Genomic DNA, 25062 nt, shown 5'->3' with positions numbered 1-25062 from the left:
CCGGCGGGAGTCGAGGCGGCGGCGTGCGTTGAAGGGTGTTTGGCGGACGGTCCGCTGCGCTGGCGGTTGTGTCGGGTAACACGTTGTTCGGTGTGGCCCGCTGCCAGGGATCGGTGGTGGATGTCCGTTGTTCCCTTTCTGGATCCCTTTCATGCTCCGAACTGTGTGGGTGTCGCTGCACCGGCGTCTGTGTCCGATTGCCGCTTTCTTCCTGTTTGGCCTGGTGGCCCTGTCCCTGTCGCGGCTTGGGCTGGCGCTGTGGCATGCCGGACGGGTCACGGCGGCCGACGGCTGGGCCACGGTGTTCGCGCAGGGGCTGCGGGTGGATGTGGCGACCCTGTGCCTGCTGTACGGCATCCCTGCGGTGCTGGCGTTGCTGCTGCCGGTGGAGGGGCGGTTGGGCCGGGCCTGGCGGCAGCTGTTGCGGTGGTGGCTGATCTTGGCCAGCGTGCTGCTGGTGTTCATGGAGTTGGCCACGCCCAGCTTCATGGCCGAGTACGGGCTGCGCCCGAACCGCCTGTTCCTGGAATACCTGATCTACCCCGAAGAAGTGGGGATGACGTTGCTGCGCGGCCACCTGCTGGCGGTGGTGATCGAAGTGACGGCCGTGATCGTGCTGTTCTGGGTGCTGCTGCGCCGGTCGCGGCGCTGGGCCGGCGGCAGTCCGGCGGTGGCGGCCGAGGCTGGCTGGCTGTGGCGGCTGCCGTTGGCGTTTGCGGTGCTGTTGCTGGCGGCCTTGGGCGTACGTTCCAGCCTGGGCCATCGGCCCTTGAACCCGGCGCTGGTGGCGTTCTCGACCGACCCGACCATCAACGCGTTGCCGTTGAACTCGCTGTACACCGTCGGCTATGCCGCGCGGCAGCTGGCCACCCGCAGCGAAACCTCGCGCGTGTATGGCGACCTGCCGCTGGCCGAGGTGGTCGGCGTGCTGCGCGCCAGCAGCGGCCTGCCGGCATCGGCCTATGTGTCCGAGGCCTTGCCGAGCTTGGCGCTGCGCCCGCCGCTGCACCGCGGCAAGCCGCGCAACCTGGTGATCGTGCTGGAGGAAAGCCTTGGCGCGCAGTTCATCGGCAGTCTCGGCGGACGGCCGCTGTCGCCCAACTACGACCGCCTGAGCAGGCAGGGCTGGGCGTTCGAGCGGCTGTACGCGACCGGCACGCGTTCGGTGCGCGGGATCGAGGCGGTGCTGACCGGGTTCCCGCCGACCCCGGCCGAATCGGTGGTCAAGTTGCCCGCCACCCGCCAGCGTTTCTTCACCCTGGCCGACCTGCTCGGCCGGCATGGTTACGACACCGGCTTCTACTACGGCGGTGAGAGCCACTTCGACAACATGCGCGAGTTCTTTCTCGCCAATGGCTTCACCCGCATCGTCGACCGCAAGGACTACAAGAAGCCGGCGTTTGTCGGTTCCTGGGGGGCGTCGGATGAGGATCTGTTCGGCCGGGCCGACCAGCAGTTCCGGCAGTTGAAGGCGCAGGGCAAGCCGTTCTTCGGCCTGGTCTTCACCTCCAGCAACCATGATCCATTCGAGTTCCCCGACGGCCGCATCGATCTGTACGAGCAGCCCAAACAGACCCGCGACAACGCCGCCAAATACGCCGATTACGCACTGGGCGAGTTCTTCCGCAAGGCGATGGCCTCGCCTTACTGGGAGGACACCGTGTTCCTGGTGGTGGCCGACCACGATTCGCGGGTGTTCGGCAAGAACATGGTGCCCATCGGGAACTTCCATATCCCCGGCTTGATCCTTGGCGGCGGCATCCCGGTGCGCCGGGACGGCCGCATCGTCAGCCAGATCGACCTGCCACCGACGCTGTTGTCGCTGCTGGGCATCGCCGACGCCACGCCGATGCCCGGGCAGGACCTGACCGACCTGCGGCGGCTGCAGCCGGGGCGCGCGCTGATGCAGTACGACCGCAACCTGGCCTGGATGGAGGGCAACGACGTGGCCATCCTGCAGCCGGACAAGCCGGCCCAGGGCTACCGTTACGATCCGGCCACCGACCAGCTGCAGCCGCAGGCACTGCGGCCGGAACTGGCGCGGCGGGCCCATGCCCACGCCATGTGGGGCACCCTGGCCTACGAGAAGGAGTTGTACCGGTTGCCGACCAAGCCCAAGCCCTGAGCTGCGCGGGCAGCGCGACGCCGGTGATGCCGGAGGGCGTTGAAGGACCCGGCAGCCGGGCCCGGTAGGGTTGGATCCCGATCGACTGCCGATGGCGCCCATCGGCGCAACGAACGCCCGATCCCGGCCGCAGTCACGCACCGCAAGGCGCAACAGCGCTCCCGATCCAGGGGCATGCGCCCCAGGCCCGTCGCGCCGGGCCGGGAGTCGATCGGGATCCGACCCTGCCAGCCAGGGCGCGCGTCGGCAGGCGCGGGGCAGGGAGGAAGAGCGCGGGCAGTCCGGTTACGCGGGAAGCGCGTAGCCAAACTGCTGCTTGAACTGCTCGTTGAACTCGTCGAAGGTGAACCGCTGGTTCTGCGTGCCCGGGTGTTCCACCTTCAGCGCGCCCATCAGGTTGCCCATGCGGCCGATGGTCAGCCAGTCGTAGCCTTTCTCGATACCGTAGATCAGGCCGGCGCGGAAGGCGTCGCCGCAGCCGGTCGGGTCGACCACGCGGCGCTCGTGCGCCGGCGGGATGTCATAGGTCTTTTCCGGGGTGTGGATCACCGCGCCCTTGGGGCCGCGGGTGGTGATGTAGGCCCTGACCCGGCTCACGATCGCCTTTTCGTCCCAGCCGGTGCGCTCCTGCAGCAGGTTGGACTCGTAGTCGTTGACCACCACGTAGTCGGCCTGCTCGATGAAGGTGCGCAGTTCCGGGCCGTTGAACAGCGGCATGGCCTGGCCCGGGTCGAAGATGAACGGCACGCTGGCCGCGGCGAACTCCTCGGCGTTCTGGATCATGCCCTCGCGCCCGTCCGGCCCGACCAGGCCCAGGGTCACGCCCGGTACGTCCTTCACGTGGTTCTCGTAGGACCGCATCATCGCCCCGGGGTGGAAGGCGGTGATCTGGTTGTTGTCGTGGTCGGTGGTGATGAACGCCTGCGGGGTGAACAGTTCGTCGATCACCTTGATCCGGCTCAGGTCGATGCCCAGGCCCTGGAAATACTCGCGGTAGGGGCCGAAGTCCGAGCCCACCGTGCCCATCGGGATCGGCTCGCCGCCCAGCAGGTGCAGGTTGTAGGCGATGTTGCCGGCGCAACCGCCGAACTCGCGGCGCATGCGCGGCACCAGGAACGACACATTCAGGATGTGCACCTTGTCCGGCAGGATGTGATTCTTGAACTGGTCCGGGAACACCATGATGGTGTCGAAGGCAAGAGAACCACAGATCAAAGCGGACATCGATTAAGGCCTATGCGGAAAGGAGTTTGAGGCCCGTCGGGCGGGCAACGAAACGGCGCCCTGGGACGCCCTGCGGCGCAAAGGTTAACGGGTGAGGCGGCTTTGGGCCAGAACCCGGGCGCCCCGGATTGACCTGAATGGCCGTGAAGGCTTGCTTTGCAGCAGATTTGTCCTTGCTCGCGCACAGGGGGATTGCTAGGCTTATCGCCCTCGAATTCTGCCCATTTTTTCGCCATCCCGCGTTGGGCGCGACACCCCTCAGGATCAACTCCCAGATGTTCAAGAAGCTGCGTGGCATGTTCTCCAATGACCTGTCCATCGACCTGGGCACGGCCAATACCCTCATCTATGTGCGCGGCCAGGGGATCGTACTCAACGAGCCGTCGGTCGTGGCCGTGCGCCAGGACCGTGCCATTGGCGGCACCCGTTCGGTGGCCGCCGTGGGCGCGGAGGCCAAGCAGATGCTGGGCCGGACCCCGGGCCACATCACCACCATCCGCCCGATGAAGGACGGGGTCATCGCCGACTTCACCTACACCGAGGCGATGCTCAAGCACTTCATCAAGAAGGTGCACAAGTCGCGCTTCCTGCGGCCGAGCCCGCGCGTGCTGGTCTGCGTGCCGGCCGGTTCGACCCAGGTCGAGCGCCGCGCCATCAAGGAATCGGCCGAGGAGGCCGGTGCGCGCGATGTGTTCCTGATCGAAGAACCGATGGCCGCGGCGATCGGCGCCGGCATGCCGGTGACCGAGGCGCGCGGTTCGATGGTCATCGATATCGGCGGCGGCACCACCGAAGTGGCGGTGATCTCGCTGAACGGCATCGTCTATTCGGCCTCGGTCCGGATCGGCGGCGACCGCTTCGACGAGTCGATCACCAACTACGTGCGCCGCAACCACGGCATGCTGATCGGTGAAGCCACCGCCGAACGGATCAAGGTCGAGCTGGGCTGCGCCTATCCGCAGGCCGAAGTGATCGAAATGGAGATCTCCGGGCGCAACCTCGCCGAGGGCGTGCCGAAGATGATCAAGATCAACTCCAACGAGGTGCTCGAAGCCCTGCACGAGCCGCTGTCGGGCATCGTCAGCGCGGTCAAGCTGGCGCTGGAGCAGACCCCGCCGGAACTGTGTGCCGACGTCGCCGAGCGCGGCATCGTGCTCACCGGCGGTGGCGCCCTGCTGCGCGACCTGGACCGCCTGATCTCCGAGGAAACCGGCCTGCACGTGCAGGTGGCCGATGACCCGCTGACCTGCGTGGCCCGCGGTGGCGGTCGTGCGCTGGAGCTGGTGGACATGCACGGCAACGAGTTCTTTGCGCCGGAGTAAGCCGTACCGACGGTGTGCCGTGGACGCGCCCCTGCGGCGTGATGCCCCCCGCGTGCCAGGCACGCCGGGCATCGCAGCGCCGGGGCGTTGTCGCATCCTTTTTCCGTATTTTCCCAGTCGAAGCCAGCCGTGCCGCCTTACGCCGGTCCTCCCGTAGCCTCCCGCCAGGGCGATGCCGCCAGTCCATTGCGGCTGCTCGCCTACCTGGCCCTGGCCATCACCCTGATCGTGCTCGATGACCAGGCCGGCTGGCTGGCGCGCGTGCGCGCCCAGGCCAATGTGCTGGTGCAGCCGGTCTGGGCGCTGGCCGGCCTGCCCGGCAAGCTGGGGACCCAGGTCAAGGACAACGCCGCCAGCCACGGCCAGCTGGTCAGCGAGAACCGGCAGCTGCGCAACCAGTTGCTGATCGCCAACGCCCGCCTGACCCGGCTGCAGACCGCGGCGCTGGACAACGCCCAGCTGCGCGAGCTGCTCAACGTGGCCGAGCGCAGCGGCCTGGACGTGCAGCTGGCGCCGATCCTGGATATCGACCTGGACCCGGTCAGGCAGCGCCTGGTGCTGGCCGCCGGCAGCCGCGACGGCGTGCACCTGGGCCAGGCGGTGATCGATGCCGGCGGCCTGATGGGCCAGGTGATCGCCACCACCGGCAGCAGCGCCACCGTGCTGCTGCTGACCGACCCCGACCACGCGGTGCCGGTGACCGTGGCCCGCAACGGCGTGCGCCTGATCGTCTACGGCCGCGGCGACACCCTGGAACTGCGCGACATCCCGCTCAGCGCCGGGGTCGAGGTGGGCGATGAGATCGTCACCTCGGGCCTGGGTGGGCGGTTCCCGCCCGGCTTCCCGGTGGGCAGGATCACCGCGCTGCGCCCCGACGACACCCATGCCTTCCTGGTCGGCGAGCTGAAGCCGGCCGCGCAGCTCGATCGCGGCCGCGACGTCCTGCTGCTGCGCCCGGGTGCGGCGATCCGGATTCCACCGAACCTGCGCCTGTCCGGCGCAGCCGGCGGCCCGCCGGGCGCGCCGCTGCAGGATGTGCCAGCTGCGGCTGCGGCTGCCGGCACGCCGGCACCAGCGGGCGCTGCGGTAGTGCCGGCCGCTGGCCGGCAACCCCAGCCATCTCAGACGCCCACGTCCACGCCGGCCGCTGGCCGGCAACCCCAGCCCTCCCAGGGCCCGACCCCGACGCCCACGCCGGCCCCGGAAGCCGGCGCGGTACCGCCGGAGGAACAACGATGAGCCGCCTGCGCGACAAACCCTGGGTGCTGCCGGTCAGCGTGGTGCTGGCGCTGCTGCTGGGCCTGCTGCCGTTGCCGGCCCTGCTGCAGCCGCTGCGCCCGTACTGGCTGGCGCTGGTGCTGGCCTACTGGGTGATCGAGGCGCCGGATCGGGTCGGGCTGGGCATTGCCTTTGCCAGTGGCGTGGTCGCCGACCTGCTGTATGGCGGGGTGCTGGGCGAGCAGGCGCTGCGGCTGGTGATGCTGACCTTCATCCTGCAACGCTTCCGCGCGCGGATCCGCTTCTTCCCGATCTCCCAGCAGATGCTGGCCATCGGCGGGCTGTTGTTCAACGACCGCATCATCAGCGCGGTGGTGCACATCGTGGTGGGCGAACCGACCCTGCCGTGGACCTACTGGTGGGCCCCGCTGCTGGGCATGGGCCTGTGGCCGCTGCTGTTCGTGCTGCTCGATGCGGTGCGCTTCGGGCGCCGCGGGCGCTGACATGTACGTGCGCCGCCAGGCCAAGAACCCGCATGCCGAAGCCGAGCAGTTCCGGCGTCGTGCCGCACTGGGCTTTTTCGGCGTGCTGGTCTGCCTGATCGGGCTGGGCGGCTGGTACTTCAAGCTGCAGGTGCTGGACCACGACATCTACGCCACCCGCTCGGAGGCCAACCGGATCAAGCCACGCCCGGTGGTGCCCGGGCGCGGCATGATCTACGACCGCAACGGGCGGCTGCTGGCCGAGAACGTGCCGGCGTTCCGGCTGGATGTCACCCCGGACAAGGTCAAGGACATGGACGCCACGCTGGCCGGGCTGGCCGCGATCCTGGAGCTGTCCCCGGAAGACATCGAGGCCTTCAACAAGTCGCGCAAGGCGCGCCGCAACTTCCTGCCGGTGACCCTCAAGCTGCGCCTCAGCGACGAGGAAATGGCGCGCTTTGCAGTGGACCGCTGGCGTTACCCGGGGGTGGAGCTGGAGCCCTACCTGACCCGCCGTTACCCGTATGGCGACCTGTTCGCGCACATCATCGGCTACGTCGGCCGGGTCGACGACAAGGACCTGGAGGTGCTCGGCGAGGGCAATGCCGCGCTCACCCATATCGGCAAATCCGGGCTGGAACGCTATTACGAGCAGCAGCTGCGCGGCAAGGTCGGCTACGAGCAGGTCGAGACCAATGTGCAGGGCCGGGCGATCCGCACCATCGGCCGGGTCGCCGCGCAGTCCGGCAGCGACCTGCGGCTGTCGATCGATGCCGACCTGCAGCGCGCCATGGTGGCCGCCTTCGGCGAGTTCGAGGGCGCCGCGGTGGCGATCGACCCGCGCACCGGTGAAGTGCTGGCGATGGTCAGCCTGCCATCCTACGATCCCAACCTGTTCGTCAACGGCATCTCCCACGCCGACTTCAAGGCGCTCAACGACAACCCCTCGCGGCCGCAGTTCAACCGGCTGGTGCTGGGCGGGGTGGCGCCGGGCTCGACGATCAAGCCGCTGATCGGCCTGGCCGGGCTGGACAGCGGGGTGCGCAAACCGGAGGACAAGGTGCTGTCCACCGGCATGTTCTACCTGCCGGGAACCTCGCGCGGCTGGGGCGATGCCAACCGCGGCGGGCACGGCTGGACCGATCTGCGCAAGTCGATCACCCAGTCGGTGAACACCTATTACTACAAGCTGGCGCTGGACATGGGGATCGAGCGTTTCGACCACTACATGGGCTACTACGGCTTCGGCGAACCCACCGGCATCGACCTGACCGGCGAAATCGGCGGCATCCTGCCCTCGCCGCAGTACAAGTACAAGACCCGCAAGGAACGCTGGTACCCCGGCGACACGGTCAACGCCAGCATCGGCCAGGGCGACTGGAAGGTCACCCCGCTGCAGCTGGCGCACGGCGTGGCCGGGATCGGCAACGGCCAGTTGCGTACCCCGCACCTGGTGATGCAGCAGCGCGCCGGCTTCGATGCCGAGTGGGCCGCCACGCCGGCCGGTACGAGCAAGCCGGTCAGCCCCAGCCCGGGCAACCTGCAGGCGGTGCGCGAAGGCATGATGGGCACCATGCGCCCGGGCGGCAGCGGTGCGCGGGCCGCCGCCGGTGCGCCGTATACGATCGCCGGCAAGACCGGTACCGCGCAGGTGATCAGCCGCCGCGGTACCGCCGCGGTGAACCCCAAGAGCCTGCCGATGCACCTGCGCCACCGTTCGCTGTTTGTCGGCTTCGCGCCGGCCGAGAATCCGGTGATCGCGCTGGCGATCGCGGTCGAGGGCGGTGGCTATGGCGGCTCGGCGGCGGCGCCGATCGCGCGCAAGCTGTTCGATGCCTGGCTGCTGGGCAAGATGCCCGATGGCCTGGAGCCGCTGGACAGCGAGCGCGGCACCACCGCGATCGGGATCACCGGTTTCGACAGCGGCGATGGCAACGCGCGCGCCGCCGGCGATGCGGCCGCGGCGGTACTGGAATCGTTGCCGGTGCAGGTCGGCCTGCCGGTCGCGCCGGTACCGGCACCGGTGCCGGGCGCACCGCTGCCGCCGGCCGCGGCCCCGCCCACCGCCCCGGAGCGCAGCCGATGAAGGTGTTCCTGCGCTGGGCGACCGACATGGTGGTGCGTTTCAGCAGCAGCCTGGACTGGGTGCTGTGCGGGGCGCTGGGTACGTTGATGCTGATCGGGTTGGCGGTGCTCAAGAGCGCCGGTGGCGACGGGTTGGTGTACGCGCAGGGCGCGCGTTTGGTGGTCGGGCTGGCGGCGATGTGGGCCATTTCGCGGGTATCGATCCTGCGCATCCGCTCGGCCACGCCGCTGATCTACGCCATTTCGATGATTCCATTGCTGGCGGTGTTCGTGCTGGGCACCGGCAAATACGGGCGGCAATGGCTGGACCTGAAGCTGTTCTTCCTGCAGCCGGCCGAACTGCTCAAGGTCAGCCTGCCGATGATGGTGGCCTGGTACCTGCACAGGATGCCGTTGCCGCCGCGCTTTTCCACCGTGCTGGTCAGCGCGGTGATCATCGGGGTGCCGACCGGCCTGGTGATGCTGCAGCCGGACTTCGGGACCGGGGTGCTGATCGCCGCCAGCGGCGCGTTCGTGCTGTTGCTGGCGGGGCTGCCATGGTGGTGGGTCGGGGTGGCGGTCGGCGGCGTGGCCGCCGCCGCGCCGGTGGCCTGGTTCTGGTTGCTGCGCCCGTACCAGAAGGACCGGATCATGATGTTCATGGACCCGGAAAGCGATGCGCTGGGCGCGGGCTGGAACATCATCCAGTCCAAGATCGCGATCGGTTCGGGCGGTTTGGACGGCAAGGGCTGGGGGCAGGGCACGCAGTCGCACCTGAACTTCATTCCCGAGCAGACCACCGATTTTGCGTTCTCGGTGCTCAGCGAGGAGTTCGGCTGGATGGGGGTGGCCATTGTGCTGGCCCTGTACCTGGTGGTGATCGGGCGCTGCCTGTGGATCGCCTCGCAGTCGCGCGATTCCTATTCGCGGCTGTTGGCCGGCGCCACCGGGCTGGCGTTCTTCGTCTACGTGCTGGTCAACGGCGGGATGATCTCCGGGCTGCTGCCGGTGGTGGGGGTGCCGATGCCGTTGATCAGCTACGGCGGCACCTCGGCGGTGTCGTTGCTGGCCGGGTTCGGCCTGGTGATGGCCGCGCGCAGGCATCAGCCCGTGCATGGTGGGTACGGCTGACGGGGCATCCGGTCGTGCGTAGATCCGCGCCATGCGTGGATGCCCTTGTGTCGGCAATGGCCCAGGTCATCGCGATGGTCGCGTGTTACGGTCCTGCGCTCGCTATCCGCCCCACCGTGTCGCCCCTGTAGTGCGTCGCGAAAACCAGGAGTCGCCCGCATGGACGAATACCTGCAGCGCGCCCGCGCCGCGTTTCATTTCTTCCTGCATACGCTGGATCTGCCGCTGCTGGTGGCGCTGTGCCTGTTGATGCTGGCCAGCCTTGCGGTGCTGCACAGCGTGGACGGGCCGGTGCAGGCGCAGGCGGTGCGCTATGCGGTGGGGCTGGCGGCGATGTGGGGATTGTCGCGGTTGCCGGTGCTGCAGCTGCGCGCCTGGTCGCCGTGGATCTACGCGCTGTCGTTGCTGCCGCTGGTGGCGGTGTATGTGATCGGTACCGGCAAGTACGGCCAGCGGTGGTTGAACCTGGGCGTGTTCTACCTGCAGCCTTCCGAGCTGCTCAAGCTGAGCCTGCCGATGATGATGGCCTGGTACCTGCAGCGGCAGCGTCTGCCACCGTCGCCGCCGGTGGTGGGGGTGGCCCTGCTGCTGATCGGGCTGCCGGCCGGGTTGATCCTGATGCAGCCCAACCTGGGCACGGCCACGCTGGTGGCCGCCAGCGGCATGTTCGCGCTGCTGCTGGCCGGGCTGCACTGGGGCTGGGTGGCGCTGGCGCTGGGCGCGGTGTCGTTGGCCGCGCCGCTGGCCTGGTTCGGGCTGCTGCGGCAATACCAGAAGGACCGCGTGCTGACCTTCCTGTACCCGGAGAACGATCCGCTCGGGACCGGCTGGAACATCATCCAGTCGCGCATCGCGATCGGCTCCGGTGGCATGCAGGGCAAAGGCTGGGGGCAGGGAACCCAGGCCGCGCTGGATTTTCTGCCCGAGTACACCACCGATTTTGCCTTCTCGGTGCTGGCCGAAGAGTTCGGCTGGATCGGCGTGGTGGCGGTGCTGGCGCTGTTCCTGTTGGTGGTCGGGCGCTGCCTGTGGCTGGCCGCGCAGTCGCGCTGCGGCTATTCGCGGTTGCTGGTCGGCACCACCGGGCTGGTGTTCTTCGTCTATGTGCTGGTCAACGGCGGGATGATCTCCGGCCTGTTGCCGGTGGTGGGGGTGCCGATGCCGCTGATCAGCTATGGCGGCACCTCGGCGGTCTCGCTGCTGGCCGGGTTCGGGCTGGTGATGGCGGTGCGGGGGCGGCGACCGATCCATGGCGGATGATGTCGTTCGCGTCATCTCCTGTCGTGTTTGGTGCAGGTGTCGTCAACAAACTGACTGAAAAGTGAGAAGTGGCGCACAAATATGATGCGCACTGATCCGGATCAATGGACTTGTCGTAAACGGTCGGCACAATGGCGGCCCGCCAGCAGGTCCATCGAGCCAAGCGATGGACAGGGGAGCATGGCGGGGAGTAGTTGACCTGACAGGTACCACATGGCGAGACGTGCGCTGGGGAGTTGCGCGTCGCGCCGGTACCGACCTGGTCGGTTTGGCCGGTTGCGTCCATGGGGATGGGGGCGCAACCGGCGGAACCTCTCAAGCCGTAGGCTTGAGAGGTCCAGGCATTCCACCTAACCCCGCGCCTGTCGGCGCGCCCCCTTAACAGAAGGGGGCTCTCCACCAGAGGCATTGCCGGGGTCTGCCTAGTTGGCGTTTGCTTCTACAGCAGGCCTATCTGGTCTATTGAGGCGCCGATACCGTAGTCGGCTGAATGGGGCGTGTGACGGCGGGCAATCTAGACGCGGTCTTAACGATTGTCCCGGGGTACCGGCAATTCGTTGTGATTCATGGTGTTAGGGGTTTTAATTCATCCATGACCTGCTAACCTGCCGCGATGATCCGACGCTCCCTGGCCTGCATGCTTACGCTCGGTTTGGTCGCTTGTGCGACCCAGCCGCCATCCCCGTCACCGACGCCGCAGGCCTCGGGTGCACCCAACAAACCGGTCACTGGCCCCAAGGGCCCGGCCGAAGCCGCGCCGGAAGCGGCCGCCGCCAGTGCCGCGCCGGTCGATCTGACCCCGGTGCCGTTCGAGGTGGCGCGCGCCAACTTCGTGCGCGATACCGCGGCCCGCTACGGCATTCCCGCCGCGCAGATCCAGGCCACCCTGGACCAGGCGCAGATCCGCGACCCGATCATCGCCGCGATGTCGCGCCCTGCCGAGCGCGTCAAGCCGTGGAACGAATACCGGCCGATGTTCATCAGCCAGGCGCGGATCGACGGCGGCAGGAAATTCCTGGCCCAGCACCGCGAAGAGCTGATGCGCGTGCAGGCCCGCACCGGGGTGCCGGCCGAAGTGATCGTGGCCATCATCGGGGTGGAAACCAGCTACGGCGGCAATACCGGCAGCTACCGCGTGCTCGATGCGCTGTACACGCTGGCCTTCAAGTACCCGCGCAGCGGCGACCCGGCCAAGCTCGAACGCGAAGTGCGCCGCGAACTGTTCTTCCGCGATGAACTGGCGCGGCTGTTCGCACTGACCCGCGACGAGAAGCTGGACATCACCAGCATCAAGGGCAGCTACGCCGGGGCGATGGGCATGGGCCAGTTCATGCCGTCCAGCTACCTGGATTACGCGGTGGACGGCAACGGCGACGGCCGCCGCGACCTGTTCAACAGCTATGACGATGTGTTCTCCTCGATCGCCAACTACTTCGTCAAGAAGGGTGGTTGGGTGCGCGGTGGCCCGGTTGCCGTGCCGGCCACGCTGGCCGCCGGCCGCGAGGAGTTCAACCCGACCGAATGGGCGCCGACCTGGACCCTGTCCGACCTGGCCGCACGCGGCTACCAGCCGCGCAGCCCGGTGCCGGCCGGCCTCACCGCCACCCCGATCACGCTGGAGGCCAGCACCGGCAAGCAGTACTGGCTGGGCTTCCAGAACTACTACGCGATCACCCGTTACAACCTCTCGAAAATGTATGCGATGGCCGTGTTCCAGTTGTCCCAGGCCATTGCCGGCCAGGAGTTGCCACCGGCATGAACGCACCCGCACGCGGCAGATGGCTCATTCCCGGTTTGTTGATCCTGGCACTGGCAGCCTGCAGCAGTGCACCGAAAAAACCCGGCCAGGCCGGCACCGGCAGCAAGCCGGGCGGCACCGTGGTGCAGGGCAAGGGCGGGCGGCCGTCGCATTGCCCGGACGGTTCGCCGTACAAGGCTGCCGCCGAAGACCCCAGCACCCGCGGCGACTACCGCGCCGGCGGGCTGTACAAGCCGGGCGTCAACGACAGCACGCCCACCTATGTTCCCAACGTGGACTGCATCCCCGAGCCGGACGTGGTCGACCTGCCGCGCTCGGCGGTCGGCAACAAGTCGCCGTACGTGGTGCTGGGCAAGCAGTACCAGGTGATGGACAAGACCGGCGGCTATGCCGAGAAGGGCAAGGCGTCCTATTACGGGGCCAAGTTCCATGGCCGGCTGACCTCCAACCGCGAGGTGTACGACATGTATGCCTTCACTGCCGCGCACAAGACCCTGCCGTTGCCGAGTTTTGCGCGGGTGACCAACCTGGACAACGGTGAATCGGTGATCGTGCGGGTCAACGACCGCGGCCCGTTCCACGATGGCCGGGTGATCGATCTGAGCTATGCGGCTGCTGTGCGCCTGGGCATCACCCAGCGCGGCACCGGCAATGTGGAAGTGCGCGCGCTGCTGCCGGGCGAAGACAAGCCGTCGCGGCGCGAACGCCGCGCCGCAGCCGTGGCCAGCGCAGCGCGCCCGGCCAGCGACATGGACAAGCTGGTCGGCACCCTGCCGGCCACTCCTGCCGCCGGCCGGCCGGCGGCCACCCAGGCCGCACCGGTCGAGGAGGCCCCGGTTACCGTCAGCGCACTGCCGGCCGCCGCCCCGGCGGTGGCCAGCGTGCCGGCCCGCCCGGCCGCGCGCCCGGCGCCGACACCGGCCACCAGCCTGCCGCAGCAGGTCGGCAACGTGCTGTTGCAGGTGGCCAGCTTCGCCAGCCGCGACAACGCCACCCGCGCGATGGGCCAGCTGTCCTCGGCCGGCATCGTCGGGGCCAGCATCAGCGACATCGTCAGTGGCGGCCGTACCCTGTGGCGCCTGCGCGTGGCCGCCGCCGACCCTGCCAGCGCCTCGGAACTTGCCGGCCGCATTGCCGGTCTGGGCTTCGGGTCGCCGCAGATCGTCAGGGACTGAACGCCACCGGCCCATTGGCGGTGCGCCCGGCGTGCCGCCGTCGCATGGGCCTACAATGCCTCGTCCATCCTCTTTTCCCCTTGGCGCCCCTCCAGGAGCTTGCTGTCCGATGAAATTCCGCTTTGCCGCTGCTGCCATGGCCACGACCCTGTTCGTGGGCATGGTCTCCGCCCAGACCCCGCAACCGGCCCCGCAGCCGGTGCCTGCGCCTGCCGCCGCCCCGGCCACCGTGGCCACCCCGCCGGCACCGGCGCCCAGCGTTTCCAAGGCCTGGATCCTGATGGATTACGCCACCGGCCAGGTCCTGGCCGGCGAGAACGTGCACCAACAGCTGGCCCCGGCCAGCATCACCAAGGTGATGACCTCCTACGTGGTCGCCGCCGAGGTCAAGAACGGCAAGGTCCGTTCCGACGACCAGGTGATGATGAGCGAGCGCGCCTGGCGCGAAGGCGGCGCCGGTACCGACGGCAGCTACAGCGGCTTCCCGGTCAACCAGACCGCACGCCTGGAAGACATGGAAAAGGGCATGGCGGTCCAGTCCGGCAACGACGCGGCGATCGCGCTGGCCGAACACGTGGCCGGCAGCGAGGAAGCGTTTGCATCGCTGATGAACAGCTATGCGGCCAAGATCGGCATGAAGGACTCGCATTTCGTCAATGCGCACGGCCTGAGCGCGCCGGGCCACCACACCACCGCCTACGACCTGGCGCTGCTGGGCCGGGCGATGGTGCGTGACTATCCGGAAACCTACGCCTACAACAAGATCAAGGAATTCACCGTAGGCAACATCAAGCAGCCCAATCGCAACCAGCTGCTGTGGCGCGACCAGAGCGTGGACGGGATCAAGACCGGCCACACCTCCGAGGCTGGCTACTGCCTGATGAGTTCGGCCCAGCGTGGCGACCAGCGCCTGGTTGCCGTGGTGCTGGGCGGCAGCTCGGAAAAGCAGCGCGCCGATGACAGCATGGCGCTGCTCAACTGGGGCTTCCGCTTCTTCGAAACCCACCGCATGTACGAGCCGGGCAAGGCCGTGGCCGAGCACAAGGTGTGGAAGGGCAAGGCGGCCACCGTGCAGCTGGGCGTGGCCCAGCCGCTGCTGGTGAGCGTGCCGCGCGGCCGCTACAACGACCTCAAGCCGAGCATCGACGTGCCCAAGACCCTGGAGGCACCGTTCACCGCCGGCCAGCCGATCGGCACGCTGAAGGTGATGCTGGATGGCAAGGTGGTGGCCGAAGCGCCGCTGGTGGCCGTGGCCGCCGTTGAAGAAGCCGGTTTCTTCAAGCGCCTGTGGGACAGCTTCTGGATGTGGTGGGAATCGGAATAATCCTGGTTCGACCGCGATGAAGAAAGACCGGCGCATGCCGGTCTTTTTTTTGGTTTTTCGCCGATTTGCATGCGAGTCAGCTGCGGAGCATAGCCTCAGATCAAAGGCAACATAAGATCAAAGGCAGCATAGCCCCCACGTATGCGCTGATTGGGCTGGCGCGGGTGGGTTGGCGGGACACGCCGTGAACCCATCCGTGGGGGCTTGGCGAAAACATCCATGTTTTCGACAGTCCCGCCAACCCACCCACGCCAACCCTCCATACATGGCTGGCACGCATGGGAAAGCGTAGGTCCGAGCCACGCTCGGACAGCGTGATGCCGAGACGATGCGTGTCCGACCATGGGTCGGACCTACCTGTGATGGGGTTGCCAGGAACTGGAGCAACCTCAGACCGTGGTCGGACAGCTGTTGCTGTTGCCCGTGATTTTGATCTTGATCTACCTCCCCCTTGGAGCGAGCCGAGCATCGCAGCGGCAGCGGGGGCGAAGAGGCGCGGGCCAAGCATGAAGCGTACTGAGGGCTGCGCGGCAACACATGGGCGCGTGGCGACGCGTTGGAACAACGGACGCCCGCTGGTCTAGGGGCGCGAGCGTAGCGAGTTCCGCGCCGTCCCCCCGATGACGCGAGAAGCGCAGGGCACCGACGGGCAACGCCCGGCGGCGAACGGACGGGGGCGTGTTCTTTGGTTACTTTCTTGCACGAGCACCAGCGCCGCAGGAGCGGCGCGGAACAGCGCAGCTGGCCCGAAGGGTGGCGCACAGGGATGTGCGCCATCAGAAAGTGACTCGGGCCCCGCAGGGGCACGAAACGCTTTGGAGTTTGTCCGCGAAGCGGATACAGCAACGCTCATGCATCCGGACAACAGTCGGCACTACCGGTGGCATGGCCCCACAATGCCACCGCATTTGACGGGCTGTAGCCTCGCACATGGGCAAATAACCAAAAAAAGACCGGCCTGCGCCGGTCTTTTTTTTCGGTGTACCGACCAACGGTCGGTACCCACCGCTTTACCATCAGTCGGCCGCTTACAGCGACCGGCTTATGGTGAAGCTGCCGAACACCGGCGCTTCGCGCTGGCCGTCGAATTCGCGGGTGCTGTGGTAGCGGGCCATGGCGAATTTCCAGCGGCCACGCATCACCGCCACGCCGTAGCCGGCCTGGCCCACCACGTGGCGCTTGTCCACGCTGTGGCTGTTGCGGAAGGTATTGCCGTCCAGAGTGATATCGCGGATCACCCAGGACGCGTCGGTGGTGGCGAACAGGTGCCAGGACCAGCCGGCCGGCTTGCCGCCGCGGGTCGGGGCGGTGTTCTCGCCGGCCGGGCGCAGCGGGGTGCTGCCGAAATCGTCGGGCAGCTTCCAGCCAAAGCGCAGCTCGCCGCCGGCGTTGGCATGGGTGGCCAGGTTGCCGACCGCGCCGCCGTAGTGGCTGATCGCATCCCAGCCCCAGCCACCGGCATTGACGCTGGCGTCGGCCGGCCAGCGGCGCATGCGCTCGTGGGTCAGCATGAACACCGGCTCGTTGTGCAGCTGGTTGTCCCAGCCCTGGAACTTCTCATCGCCCAGCACGCTGTGCACCGCGTTCTGCACCTGTTTGCCCTGCGCCCACGGCCCCACCACGCCCACCGCCAGCTGGGTAGTCTGCAGGCGGTCGCCGCGGCGCGCGTTGTAGCCGAAGCTGGCGATCAGCACCCCGGCATACGGGCGGTCGTCCTCGATCAGGTCGCGGCGGGTGAAGTCGCTGGGGGTGAAGATGCCCTGGGCCAGGCTGAAGATCATGTTCTGCTGCTCGAACTGCCCCGGGTGCAGCTTCTCCAGGTGGCGGTTGACCCAGCGCGCCAGCCGCGGCAGGCAGGGGTCGTCGGTGTAGTCGACCAGGTTGGGCGAGACCAGGGTGATCTGGGCGCCGTTGGTATAGCCCTGGTCCTGGTCGGCGCCGCCGAACAGATCGTTGTCCACCCGGAAGTTCACCTGCGGCGGGTGCTCGCGCATCGCATCGGGACCGCACTGGGCGGCGGCGTGTACGGCCGGGGCGGCCAGTGCCAGGACGCCGGCGAGGGCGGCCGGCAACGCATAGGGCTTCAACTGCATGGGATTCCCGCTCAGGGTTTGTTCTGTTTTTATGCCAAAGCAGCGTAATCAGCGCGTGAGGCGGTGAACAGGCCTGCGCATGCATTGGAGCGTCTTGCTGGTGAAGCCGGCTTTTCACGTGGCGTTGGTGGCAGGTATGGGCACGATCACGCAAGGCTTGGGTTCGGCCGCAGGCGTCCCCATAATCGCGGTCATGGAGATCAAGTCTGACAACCCCGACCACGGCTTCCAGTTCCCCGGCCAGTTCGAACTCAGCGCCATGGGCGCGGCTGGCCAGGAGCTGGAACGCGAATTGCCGCGCCTGCTCGAGCTGGCCGGCCTGGAAGTGCTGACCGAGCGGATCAGCTGGAAACACTCGTCCAACGGCAAGTATGTGTCGGTGCGGCTGGTGTTCAAGGCCGACAACCGCGAGCAGTACGATGCGGCCCATGCGGTGCTGCGCGACCACCCGGAAGTGAAGTGGACGCTGTAGCGGCCGGTACCGCGCCGGCGCCGGGCCAGCGGGCGGCGCAGCCGGCGATCGTGCGCGATCTCGGCCGCCAGGCCTATGCCCCGGTCTGGCACGCCATGCAGCGTTTCACCGATGCGCGCAGCGATGCCAGCGCCGACGAGTTGTGGGTGGTCGAGCACGATCCGGTGTTCACCTTGGGCCAGGCCGGCAAGGACGAGCACGTGCTGGCGCCGGGGGACATCCCGGTGCTGCACGTGGATCGGGGTGGCCAGGTGACCTACCACGGCCCCGGCCAGCTGGTGGTCTACCCGCTGCTGCAGCTGCGCCGGCTGGGAATCGGGGTGCGCGATTACGTGTGCCGGATCGAGCAGGCCCTGATCGACACCCTGGATGAATGGAATATCGGCGCTGAACGGCGCGACGGCGCGCCGGGGGTGTACGTGGGCGGGGCCAAGATCGCCGCGCTGGGCATCCGGGTCCGCCGCGGCTGCACCTTCCATGGCCTGGCCTTCAATGTGGCCATGGACCTGGAGCCTTTCCAACGCATCAACCCCTGTGGCTATCAAGGGCTGCAGGTGACCTCGGTGCTAGACTTGGGGGGACCGTCCGGCATGGCGGCCGTCACGCCGGTGCTGCTGGGCCATCTGGCCCGCCAGTTCGGCCTGGAGCTCCAGCCGCACCCTGATTTGCCCGATCTGACAGACGCGGCCTAGCGCCGCCGACCAAGGCCATGACTGAAACCACCGCTCGCATCATTCCCCTGCAGGTCGTGCAGGGTGACACGCCGTCCGCCGCGCCGTTGCAGACGGGGGTCAAACAGGTGGGCGGTGACAAGATCGGCCGCTCGCCGGTGCAGTTCGCCGACGTGCCGGTGCTGCGCAAGCCGTCCTGGATCCGGGTCCGGATCCCGTCGGGCAACGCCGTGCAGCTGCTCAAGGCCAAGCTGCGCGAGAACCGTCTGGTGACGGTCTGCGAAGAAGCCAGTTGCCCGAACATCCATGAGTGCTTCAGCCACGGCACCGCCACCTTCATGATCCTCGGCGAGGTCTGCACGCGCCGTTGCTCGTTCTGCGATGTGGCCCACGGCCGGCCCAAGCCGCCCGACGCCGGCGAGCCGGCCAGCCTGGCGCAGACCGTGGCCGACATGGGCCTGAAGTACGTGGTGGTGACCAGCGTGGACCGCGACGACCTGCGCGACGGCGGTGCCCAGCACTTCGCCGACTGCATCGGGGCGATCCGCGCCAAGTCGCCCAATACCCGCATCGAAGTGCTGACCCCCGACTTCCGCGGCAAGGGCCGCATGGAGCGGGCGCTGGACATCCTGGCGACCAATCCGCCGGACGTGTTCAACCACAACATCGAGACCGTGCCGGACCTGTACCGCAATGTGCGCCCGGGCGCGGACTACCAGTGGTCGCTGACCCTGCTGAAGAACTTCAAAGCCCAGCACCCGGGCATCGCCACCAAGTCCGGCATCATGCTGGGCCTGGGCGAGGACCTGGAACAGGTGCAGGCGACCCTGCGCGACCTGCGCGCCCACGATGTGGACATGATCACCATCGGCCAGTACCTGCAGCCCACCGCGCACCACCACCCGGTGCTGCGCTACTGGACGCCGGAGGAATACAAGGCGCTGGAAGTCTATGGCTACGCGCTGGGCTTCAGCCATGTCGCCTCGGGCCCGATGGTGCGCTCGTCGTACCACGCCGATGTGCAGGCAAAAGGGGCGGGGGTAGCGGTCGCGTAAGCGCGAATCGCGCTTTCGCTTCCCATGGTTTGCTGCGCAAACCATGGGCCCCGCCTCACCATTCCCCCAGACCCCGCGCCGTGTCGGCGCGCCCCCTGACTCAGGGGGGCGCGTCATCGCATGCGCGCTGCCGCCCCACGCTTTGCTGCGCAAAACGCGGGCCCCGTCTTATCACTCCCCAGACCCCGCGCCGTGTCGGCGCGCCCCCTGACTCAGGGGGCTCCTCGTCCGGCGGCATCGCGGTAGGTACCCACCGTTGGTGGGTACGCGCTGCTCCGCCGTGTTTCCCGCCGACCAACGGTCGGTGGCCACCCCTGCGGTCGTGCCTGCGCCATTCACAATTTGCTACAGGCCCCGGTTTAGGCTGGAAATCCCTGTTGCGCGGGGATGGATGACAAACCCTGCAACTTTCGGCACTGTCGTGTGGTCTGATCCGCACGCAGTCTCCCCCCTGGCAAGGTGCCACGAGCAAGTCGATGAAATTCAAAGCCCCCGCATTCCTGATGGCCCTGGCCCTGACCGCGCCATTGGCCCTGGCCGCCTACGCCGACTCGCCGGCGCTGCCATCGGCGGCCACGGCCGACCAGGTGACCACTTCCAAGCTGGTCTACGGACTGCTCTCGGACAGCCGCTACGCCTACCGGCCGCGCGCGCTCGATGCGGCCACCTCCAAGGACGTGTTCAAGCGTTACCTGGAGACCCTGGACGGCAGCAAGCAGTTCTTCACCCAGGCCGACATCACCCGCTTTGCGCCGTTCGAGGCCAATATCGCCAACGCCATCCGCGGTGGTGAGCTGGAGCCGGCGTTCCAGGTGTTTGCGGTGTACAAGCAGCGGGTGGGCGAGCGCATCGGTTACGCGCGCAAACTGCTCAAGCAGGACTTCGATTTCAGCACCGACGACAAGTTCGAGTACGACCGCAAGGACGTGCCCTGGGCGGCCAGCAACGCCGAACTGGACGAGCTGTGGCGCAAGTCGGTCAAGAACGACTGGCTGCGGCTGAAGCTGGCCGGCAAGCAGCCGGCCGAGATCCGCAAGACGCTGGACAAGCGTTATGCCACGCTGGAAAAGTCGGTCAACGAGTTGAAGGGCGAGGACGCGTTCCAGTTCTTCCTCAATGCCTACACCAGCGCGGTCGATCCGCACACCGACTACTTCACCCCGCGTACCGCCGAGAACTTCAACCAGGCCATGTCGCTGTCGCTGGAAGGCATCGGCGCGCAGCTGCAGCGCCAGGACGACATGGTGGTGATCCGCGAGGTCATCGCCGGCGGCCCGGCCGCGGTCAATGGCACGCTCAAGCCGGGCGACCGCATCGTCGGCGTCGGCCAGGGCAAGTCCGGTCCGATCGAAGACGTGATCGGCTGGCGCATCGATGATGTGGTGGCCAAGATCCGCGGCAAGAAGGACACCCAGGTGCGGCTGGAATTCATTCCGGCCGAGGAAGGCGTGGACGGCAAGCACCATGCGCTGGTGTTGACCCGGCAGAAGGTGCGGCTGGCCGAACAGGCCGCCAAGGGCGAGACCCTGACCATCCCGGCCAAGGACGGCGAGCCGGCGCGCAAGGTCGGCGTGATCAAGCTGCCGACCTTCTACCAGGACTTCGAAGGCCGCCGCCGCAACGCCACCGACTACGCTTCGGCGACCCGTGACGTGGCCAAGCTGCTGGCCGGTTTCAAGGCCGACAAGCTCGATGGCGTGGTACTGGACCTGCGCAACAACGGCGGTGGTTCGCTGGATGAAGCGATCGAGCTGACCGGCCTGTTCATCGAGCAGGGCCCGGTGGTGCAGGTGCGCGAATCCGGTGGCCGGGTCACCGTCAACAGCGACCGCAGCGAAGCGGTGGCCTGGGACGGCCCGCTGGCGGTGCTGATCAACCGCGGCTCGGCCTCGGCCTCGGAGATCTTCGCCGGCGCCATCCAGGACTACGGCCGTGGCCTGGTGATCGGTGAAACCACCTTCGGCAAGGGCACCGTGCAGAACATCGTCGACCTGGACCGCTGGCCGAGCGGAGAGGCCCAGCGTTTCGGCCAGGTCAAGCTGACCATCGCGCAGTTCTTCCGGGTCAGCGGCAGCAGCACCCAGCACAAGGGCGTGGTGCCCGACCTGGCCTTCCCGGCCAGCGTGGACGCCAGCGAATACGGCGAAAGCACCTACGACAACGCCTTGCCGTGGACCCGCATCGCCGCCGTGCCGCACACCCAGTACGGCAACTTCGGCGCGCTGCTGCCCAAGCTGGAAACCCTGCATGCCAGCCGGATCGCCACCGACAAGGAGTTCCAGTGGTGGAACGAGGACGTCGAGCAGTTCCGCGCCGAAAAGGCCAAGAAGTACATCTCGCTCAACGAGGCCGAGCGCCGCGCCGAGCGTGAGAAGCAGGACCGGCAGCGCACCGACCGCCAGGCGATCCGCAAGCAGCTGGGCCTAGACCTGGACCCGCTGGCCGATGACAGCAACGATGACGGCCTGACCGGCAACGAGCGCGACATCGTCAAGGATGCCGCGCGCGAGAAGGCCGCCGAGAAGCGCCCCGATCCGCTGCTGCGCGAATCGGCCTCGATCCTGGCCGATGCGGTCAACCTGCTGGAGAACGACCGCCCGCTGTCGGCGCAGGTGCTGCCGCAGTCCACCGCGGTGGGTCGCTGGGCCGATTGAGTCACCGTGGCCGGCCACGGCCATCGGTCGTGGCGCGGCCCAGGTGAACCTAGAACAACGAAGGGCCGGCCAGTGCGCCGGCCCTTCGCCGTTTAAACCTGGCGCATACGCGGCCAGGGCTATGCTGGGCCGAGTCTGTTCTCGCAGGAGTGCCCATGCGGCTGTCCCATGCAATTCCGGCGGGCCTGTTGGCCCTGTCGCTGACCGCCTGCGGCGGCCGTGCCGCCGACAGCACCCTGATCCGTGAGTCGTTCGATTCCGGCGATACCTATTCGCGGGCCGTGCCCGGTGCGCCTGGCCTGGCCTGCGAGGCCGCGCGGCGGACCCTGCTCAGCCAGGGCTATGCGATCGCCCGCGCCGATGCCGATGCGGTGGAAGGCAACAAGAACTTCCAGCCGCGCCAGGACGAGCACGAGCAGCTGGTGCTGCGCATTTCCTGCGCGGCGCGCGGCGAGCAGGCGCTGGTATTCGTCAGCGCCGTGCAGGACCGCTACGCGTTGAAGAAGAGCCCGACCTCGGCCAGTGTCGGCGTCGGTGCGCTGGGCTCGGTGTCGCTGCCGTTCGGCAGCAACGACGATTCCCTGGTGAAGGTGGCCAGCAGCACGGTGCAGGACGCCGGTTTCTATCGCCGCTTCTTCGAGCGCCTGCAGCAGTACCTGCCGGCCGCCGCGGCCGCACCGGCGCCTGCCCAGCCGGTCGAGCCCGCTGAGCCGGCCGCAGTGCCGCCGCCGGCCGCTGCCGCGCCGGTGCCGGCCCCTGCGGTGGATACCCCCGCGCCGGCGCACTGAGCGGGCAGGCGGGGTGCAGCCACGTGGCGACACGGGACGGCGGCCTGCCCTGGCCGGACTGGGCGTGTTGCTGTGCGCCGCGCTGGCGGCCACGGCCGCCTCGGCGGCACCGGCCTGCGGTCCCCAGGCGTTGCTGGAAGCGCTCGGCTGGCGCATTGGGCAGACCACGGCGGCCAAGCCGGTGGTGCACGGCGGGCCGGTCTGCGAACGTGCCGACCTGGCCCAGGCACAGGCCGCCGGCGACCTGCGCGTGCAGCTGCCACGGCAGTGGGACGCCGCGCAGCGCGCCGCGTACCTGCCGCGGTTGTTCGACGACCCGGCCACGGTCTGCGCCTATGCCTTCAAACTCGGCCAGGCCACCCGCCGCGCCACCACCCGGCTGCAGGACAACCCGGGCTACCGCTTCTCGGCCGTGCAACTGGGCTGGATCGGTTTCGGCCTACGCGGTGCGTCGGCGCAGGGCTGGCAGCGGTTCCGCAGCTTCGGCCGTGGCTACCAGCCGGCGGCCGGCAACAGCGGTGCCCTGCAGAGTTTCTACAGCGGCCGGGTGCGTTCCGAATGCGGGGTGGGCCGGCAGGTAGCGCAGCTGGCCACCCAGCGCGAGCTGTACGGCGATGCCGCCTTCGATGCGGCGTTCACCCCGGGCGAGTTGTCGATCGGCACCTTCCTCACGCTGCACCAGACCGACAGTATCCTGCTGGGCCGCCACGCCGGCACCTTCCTGGCCGATGGCAAGGCCAGGCAGACCGCGCAGCGCGGCCGCCAGGCCTTCGTCGGCGCGCCGGGCTTCATCGAACACGTGTTCGACCGCAGCTACCTGGACGACATCAACAACCAGGCCGAGAACTTCGTGGTGGTCGATGTCAGCGATGCCGCTGCGCGCGCGCTGCGCCAACACCAGGGCTTTGCCCATTACGATGCACGCAACCGGCGCATCTGGGCGCTGGCCCGGCGCATGCCCGGCCCCGGCCCGCGCCGCTTCGAGCGGCTCCTGGTCGAGCGCGACCGGGCCCTGCGCGCGCAGGTGCCGGCCCAACAGCAACCGCTGCTGAAGGAACTGGACCAGTTGCTGGACGATCCGTTCTACCAGGGCTTCCTCATTTACGTGCATCCTCGCGGTATACGTCCGGTGGGCTATCACATCGCCCGCCTGCTCGACCGCAACCCGCGCACGCCGTATGCCTTCGAGCTGGGCCTGCACAACCTGCATACCACGCTGTACCGGCGCTGGATCGACGCACGCCTTGGCCAGTGCGACGCCCCACCGGCAGCGGTTCCGCAACACAACCCGTACGTTGGAAGGTGAAAGATGGACATTGCAATGATTGGACTGGGGCGCATGGGCGCCAACATGGCCGAGCGCCTGCATCGCGGTGGGCACACCGTGATCGGCGTGGACCCCGGGCAGGCGGCGCGCGACAGCGCGGCCAAGCGGGGTTTCCAGGTCAGCGCCTCGGTCGCCGAGGCATTGGCGACGCTGCCGGTGCCGCGCGTGGTGTGGCTGATGGTGCCGGCCGGCGAAGTGATCGACCAGACCCTGGCCGCGCTGGCCCCGCATCTGTCCGCGGGCGATGTGGTGATCGACGGCGGCAATTCGTACTACAAGGATTCGATGCGGCGTGCCATCCAGCTGCAGGCCGATGAGGTGAGCTATGTCGACTGCGGCACCAGCGGTGGGGTGTGGGGCCTGCAGGAAGGCTACAGCCTGATGATCGGTGGCGATGCCGGCGCGGTTGAACGCGTCGGGGCGATCTTCCGCACCCTGGCGCCGGGCGAAGACCGCGGCTGGGCGCATGTCGGCCCGAGCGGTGCCGGCCACTTCTGCAAGATGGTCCACAACGGCATCGAGTACGGGATGATGCAGGCCTACGCCGAAGGTTTTGCGCTGATGCAGCACAAGACGGCGTTCAACCTGGACCTGGCCCAGGTCGCCAAGGCCTGGCAGCACGGCAGCGTGGTGCGCTCGTGGCTGCTGGACCTGAGTGCCGATGCGCTGGGCCGCAACCCGCAGCTGGACGGCATCGCGCCCTACGTGGAGGACTCCGGCGAGGGGCGTTGGACCGTGGCCGAGGCGATCGATCTGGACGTGCCGGCGCCGGTGATCACCCTGTCGCTGCTGGAACGCCTGCGCTCGCGCGAAAAGAACTCTTTCAGCGACCGCCTGCTGGCGGCGATGCGCAACGAGTTCGGCGGGCACGCGATCAAGAGCGAATAAGGCTGCGACAAACGTTCGCCCCGCTGCCCG

19 protein-coding genes are annotated in these 25062 nt (G+C 68.1%); 17 read left to right on the top strand and 2 right to left on the bottom strand.

Annotated elements, in window-relative coordinates; translation table 11 throughout:
- Positions 1-151 precede the first annotated feature (151 nt).
- Complete coding sequence (locus AC3ITM_RS16165) at positions 152-2125, top strand: LTA synthase family protein (RefSeq protein WP_489266476.1); 1974 nt, start codon at positions 152-154, stop codon at positions 2123-2125.
- A gap of 285 nt (positions 2126-2410) precedes the next feature.
- Here the strand turns inward: AC3ITM_RS16165 and AC3ITM_RS16160 are convergent, their stop codons facing one another.
- The gene (locus tag AC3ITM_RS16160) at positions 2411-3349 is read right to left on the bottom strand and encodes a carbohydrate kinase family protein (RefSeq protein ID WP_489266474.1); all 939 of its coding nucleotides are present in this window, start codon (positions 3347-3349) and stop codon (positions 2411-2413) included.
- Between the two features lie 275 nt (positions 3350-3624).
- Here AC3ITM_RS16160 and AC3ITM_RS16155 point away from each other — a divergent pair, with 275 nt between their 5' ends.
- From AC3ITM_RS16155 to AC3ITM_RS16115, 9 genes are all read left to right on the top strand, one after another.
- A complete protein-coding gene (locus AC3ITM_RS16155) occupies positions 3625-4671 on the top strand; it encodes a rod shape-determining protein (RefSeq protein WP_038686189.1) in 1047 nt (348 codons plus the stop codon).
- Positions 4672-4800: 129 nt separating this feature from the next.
- Positions 4801-5910, top strand: coding sequence for a rod shape-determining protein MreC (gene mreC / locus AC3ITM_RS16150; protein ID WP_489266471.1), 1110 nt, complete (start codon positions 4801-4803; stop codon positions 5908-5910).
- Positions 5907-6392 (top strand): rod shape-determining protein MreD, encoded by a 486-nt coding sequence (mreD, locus tag AC3ITM_RS16145; protein ID WP_489266469.1) that lies wholly within the window; start codon positions 5907-5909, stop codon positions 6390-6392. The genes mreC and mreD overlap by 4 nt, the downstream gene beginning before the upstream one ends.
- Position 6393: 1 nt before the next feature.
- Positions 6394-8457, top strand: coding sequence for a penicillin-binding protein 2 (gene mrdA, locus AC3ITM_RS16140; RefSeq protein WP_489266467.1), 2064 nt, complete (start codon positions 6394-6396; stop codon positions 8455-8457).
- Entirely contained in the window at positions 8454-9566 is a 1113-nt protein-coding gene (gene rodA / locus AC3ITM_RS16135) for a rod shape-determining protein RodA (protein WP_489266465.1), read from the top strand. Before mrdA ends, rodA (AC3ITM_RS16135) begins: the two co-directional genes overlap by 4 nt.
- Positions 9567-9725: 159 nt before the next feature.
- Complete coding sequence (rodA, locus tag AC3ITM_RS16130; RefSeq protein WP_489266463.1) at positions 9726-10826, top strand: rod shape-determining protein RodA; 1101 nt, start codon at positions 9726-9728, stop codon at positions 10824-10826.
- Positions 10827-11439: 613 nt separating this feature from the next.
- The gene (gene mltB / locus AC3ITM_RS16125; protein WP_489266461.1) at positions 11440-12585 is read left to right on the top strand and encodes a lytic murein transglycosylase B; all 1146 of its coding nucleotides are present in this window, start codon (positions 11440-11442) and stop codon (positions 12583-12585) included.
- Positions 12582-13760, top strand: coding sequence for a septal ring lytic transglycosylase RlpA family protein (locus AC3ITM_RS16120; protein WP_489266459.1), 1179 nt, complete (start codon positions 12582-12584; stop codon positions 13758-13760). Before mltB ends, AC3ITM_RS16120 begins: the two co-directional genes overlap by 4 nt.
- A gap of 109 nt (positions 13761-13869) precedes the next feature.
- Positions 13870-15084 (top strand): D-alanyl-D-alanine carboxypeptidase family protein, encoded by a 1215-nt coding sequence (locus tag AC3ITM_RS16115; protein ID WP_489266458.1) that lies wholly within the window; start codon positions 13870-13872, stop codon positions 15082-15084.
- Between the two features lie 1028 nt (positions 15085-16112).
- Here AC3ITM_RS16115 and AC3ITM_RS16110 read toward each other — a convergent pair.
- Positions 16113-17177 carry a lipid A deacylase LpxR family protein gene (locus AC3ITM_RS16110; RefSeq protein ID WP_489266456.1) on the bottom strand — a complete coding sequence of 355 codons (1065 nt, stop codon included), beginning with the start codon at positions 17175-17177 and terminating at the stop codon, positions 16113-16115.
- A 193-nt stretch (positions 17178-17370) separates the two neighbouring features.
- Here AC3ITM_RS16110 and AC3ITM_RS16105 point away from each other — a divergent pair, with 193 nt between their 5' ends.
- From AC3ITM_RS16105 to gnd, 7 genes are all read left to right on the top strand, one after another.
- Positions 17371-17649 (top strand): DUF493 family protein, encoded by a 279-nt coding sequence (locus AC3ITM_RS16105; protein WP_228885361.1) that lies wholly within the window; start codon positions 17371-17373, stop codon positions 17647-17649.
- Positions 17637-18341, top strand: a complete 705-nt coding sequence (lipB, locus tag AC3ITM_RS16100; protein WP_489266454.1) for a lipoyl(octanoyl) transferase LipB — start codon at positions 17637-17639, stop codon at positions 18339-18341. The genes AC3ITM_RS16105 and lipB overlap by 13 nt, the downstream gene beginning before the upstream one ends.
- Positions 18342-18358: 17 nt before the next feature.
- On the top strand, positions 18359-19375 hold the full coding sequence (gene lipA, locus AC3ITM_RS16095) for a lipoyl synthase (protein WP_489266452.1): 1017 nt from the start codon (positions 18359-18361) through the stop codon (positions 19373-19375).
- 476 nt (positions 19376-19851) lie between these two features.
- On the top strand, positions 19852-22029 hold the full coding sequence (locus AC3ITM_RS16090) for a carboxy terminal-processing peptidase (protein ID WP_489266451.1): 2178 nt from the start codon (positions 19852-19854) through the stop codon (positions 22027-22029).
- Positions 22030-22184: 155 nt separating this feature from the next.
- On the top strand, positions 22185-22817 hold the full coding sequence (locus AC3ITM_RS16085) for a DUF2242 domain-containing protein (RefSeq protein ID WP_489266449.1): 633 nt from the start codon (positions 22185-22187) through the stop codon (positions 22815-22817).
- A gap of 13 nt (positions 22818-22830) precedes the next feature.
- Positions 22831-24123 carry a hypothetical protein gene (locus AC3ITM_RS16080; protein ID WP_489266448.1) on the top strand — a complete coding sequence of 431 codons (1293 nt, stop codon included), beginning with the start codon at positions 22831-22833 and terminating at the stop codon, positions 24121-24123.
- 3 nt (positions 24124-24126) lie between these two features.
- A complete protein-coding gene (gnd, locus tag AC3ITM_RS16075) occupies positions 24127-25032 on the top strand; it encodes a phosphogluconate dehydrogenase (NAD(+)-dependent, decarboxylating) (protein ID WP_489266447.1) in 906 nt (301 codons plus the stop codon).
- Positions 25033-25062 lie beyond the last annotated feature (30 nt).

The organism is Stenotrophomonas sp. KH_029 (genome assembly GCF_057839765.1).
This window is presented reverse-complemented; position numbering and strand designations above follow the sequence as displayed.

What these genes read in the sequence shown, in the direction of transcription:
- gnd (WP_489266447.1), top strand. Translation starts at nt 24,127, where the DNA reads ATGGACATTGCAATGATTGGACTGGGGCGCATGGGCGCCAACATGGCC.
- AC3ITM_RS16085 (WP_489266449.1), top strand. Translation starts at nt 22,185, where the DNA reads ATGCGGCTGTCCCATGCAATTCCGGCGGGCCTGTTGGCCCTGTCGCTG.
- mreD (WP_489266469.1), top strand. Translation starts at nt 5,907, where the DNA reads ATGAGCCGCCTGCGCGACAAACCCTGGGTGCTGCCGGTCAGCGTGGTG.
- AC3ITM_RS16115 (WP_489266458.1), top strand. Translation starts at nt 13,870, where the DNA reads ATGAAATTCCGCTTTGCCGCTGCTGCCATGGCCACGACCCTGTTCGTG.
- rodA (WP_489266463.1), top strand. Translation starts at nt 9,726, where the DNA reads ATGGACGAATACCTGCAGCGCGCCCGCGCCGCGTTTCATTTCTTCCTG.
- AC3ITM_RS16165 (WP_489266476.1), top strand. Translation starts at nt 152, where the DNA reads ATGCTCCGAACTGTGTGGGTGTCGCTGCACCGGCGTCTGTGTCCGATT.
- rodA (WP_489266465.1), top strand. Translation starts at nt 8,454, where the DNA reads ATGAAGGTGTTCCTGCGCTGGGCGACCGACATGGTGGTGCGTTTCAGC.
- AC3ITM_RS16090 (WP_489266451.1), top strand. Translation starts at nt 19,852, where the DNA reads ATGAAATTCAAAGCCCCCGCATTCCTGATGGCCCTGGCCCTGACCGCG.
- AC3ITM_RS16110 (WP_489266456.1), bottom strand. Translation starts at nt 17,177, where the DNA reads ATGCAGTTGAAGCCCTATGCGTTGCCGGCCGCCCTCGCCGGCGTCCTG.
- AC3ITM_RS16120 (WP_489266459.1), top strand. Translation starts at nt 12,582, where the DNA reads ATGAACGCACCCGCACGCGGCAGATGGCTCATTCCCGGTTTGTTGATC.
- mltB (WP_489266461.1), top strand. Translation starts at nt 11,440, where the DNA reads ATGATCCGACGCTCCCTGGCCTGCATGCTTACGCTCGGTTTGGTCGCT.
- AC3ITM_RS16155 (WP_038686189.1), top strand. Translation starts at nt 3,625, where the DNA reads ATGTTCAAGAAGCTGCGTGGCATGTTCTCCAATGACCTGTCCATCGAC.
- lipA (WP_489266452.1), top strand. Translation starts at nt 18,359, where the DNA reads ATGACTGAAACCACCGCTCGCATCATTCCCCTGCAGGTCGTGCAGGGT.
- mrdA (WP_489266467.1), top strand. Translation starts at nt 6,394, where the DNA reads ATGTACGTGCGCCGCCAGGCCAAGAACCCGCATGCCGAAGCCGAGCAG.
- AC3ITM_RS16105 (WP_228885361.1), top strand. Translation starts at nt 17,371, where the DNA reads ATGGAGATCAAGTCTGACAACCCCGACCACGGCTTCCAGTTCCCCGGC.
- AC3ITM_RS16160 (WP_489266474.1), bottom strand. Translation starts at nt 3,349, where the DNA reads ATGTCCGCTTTGATCTGTGGTTCTCTTGCCTTCGACACCATCATGGTG.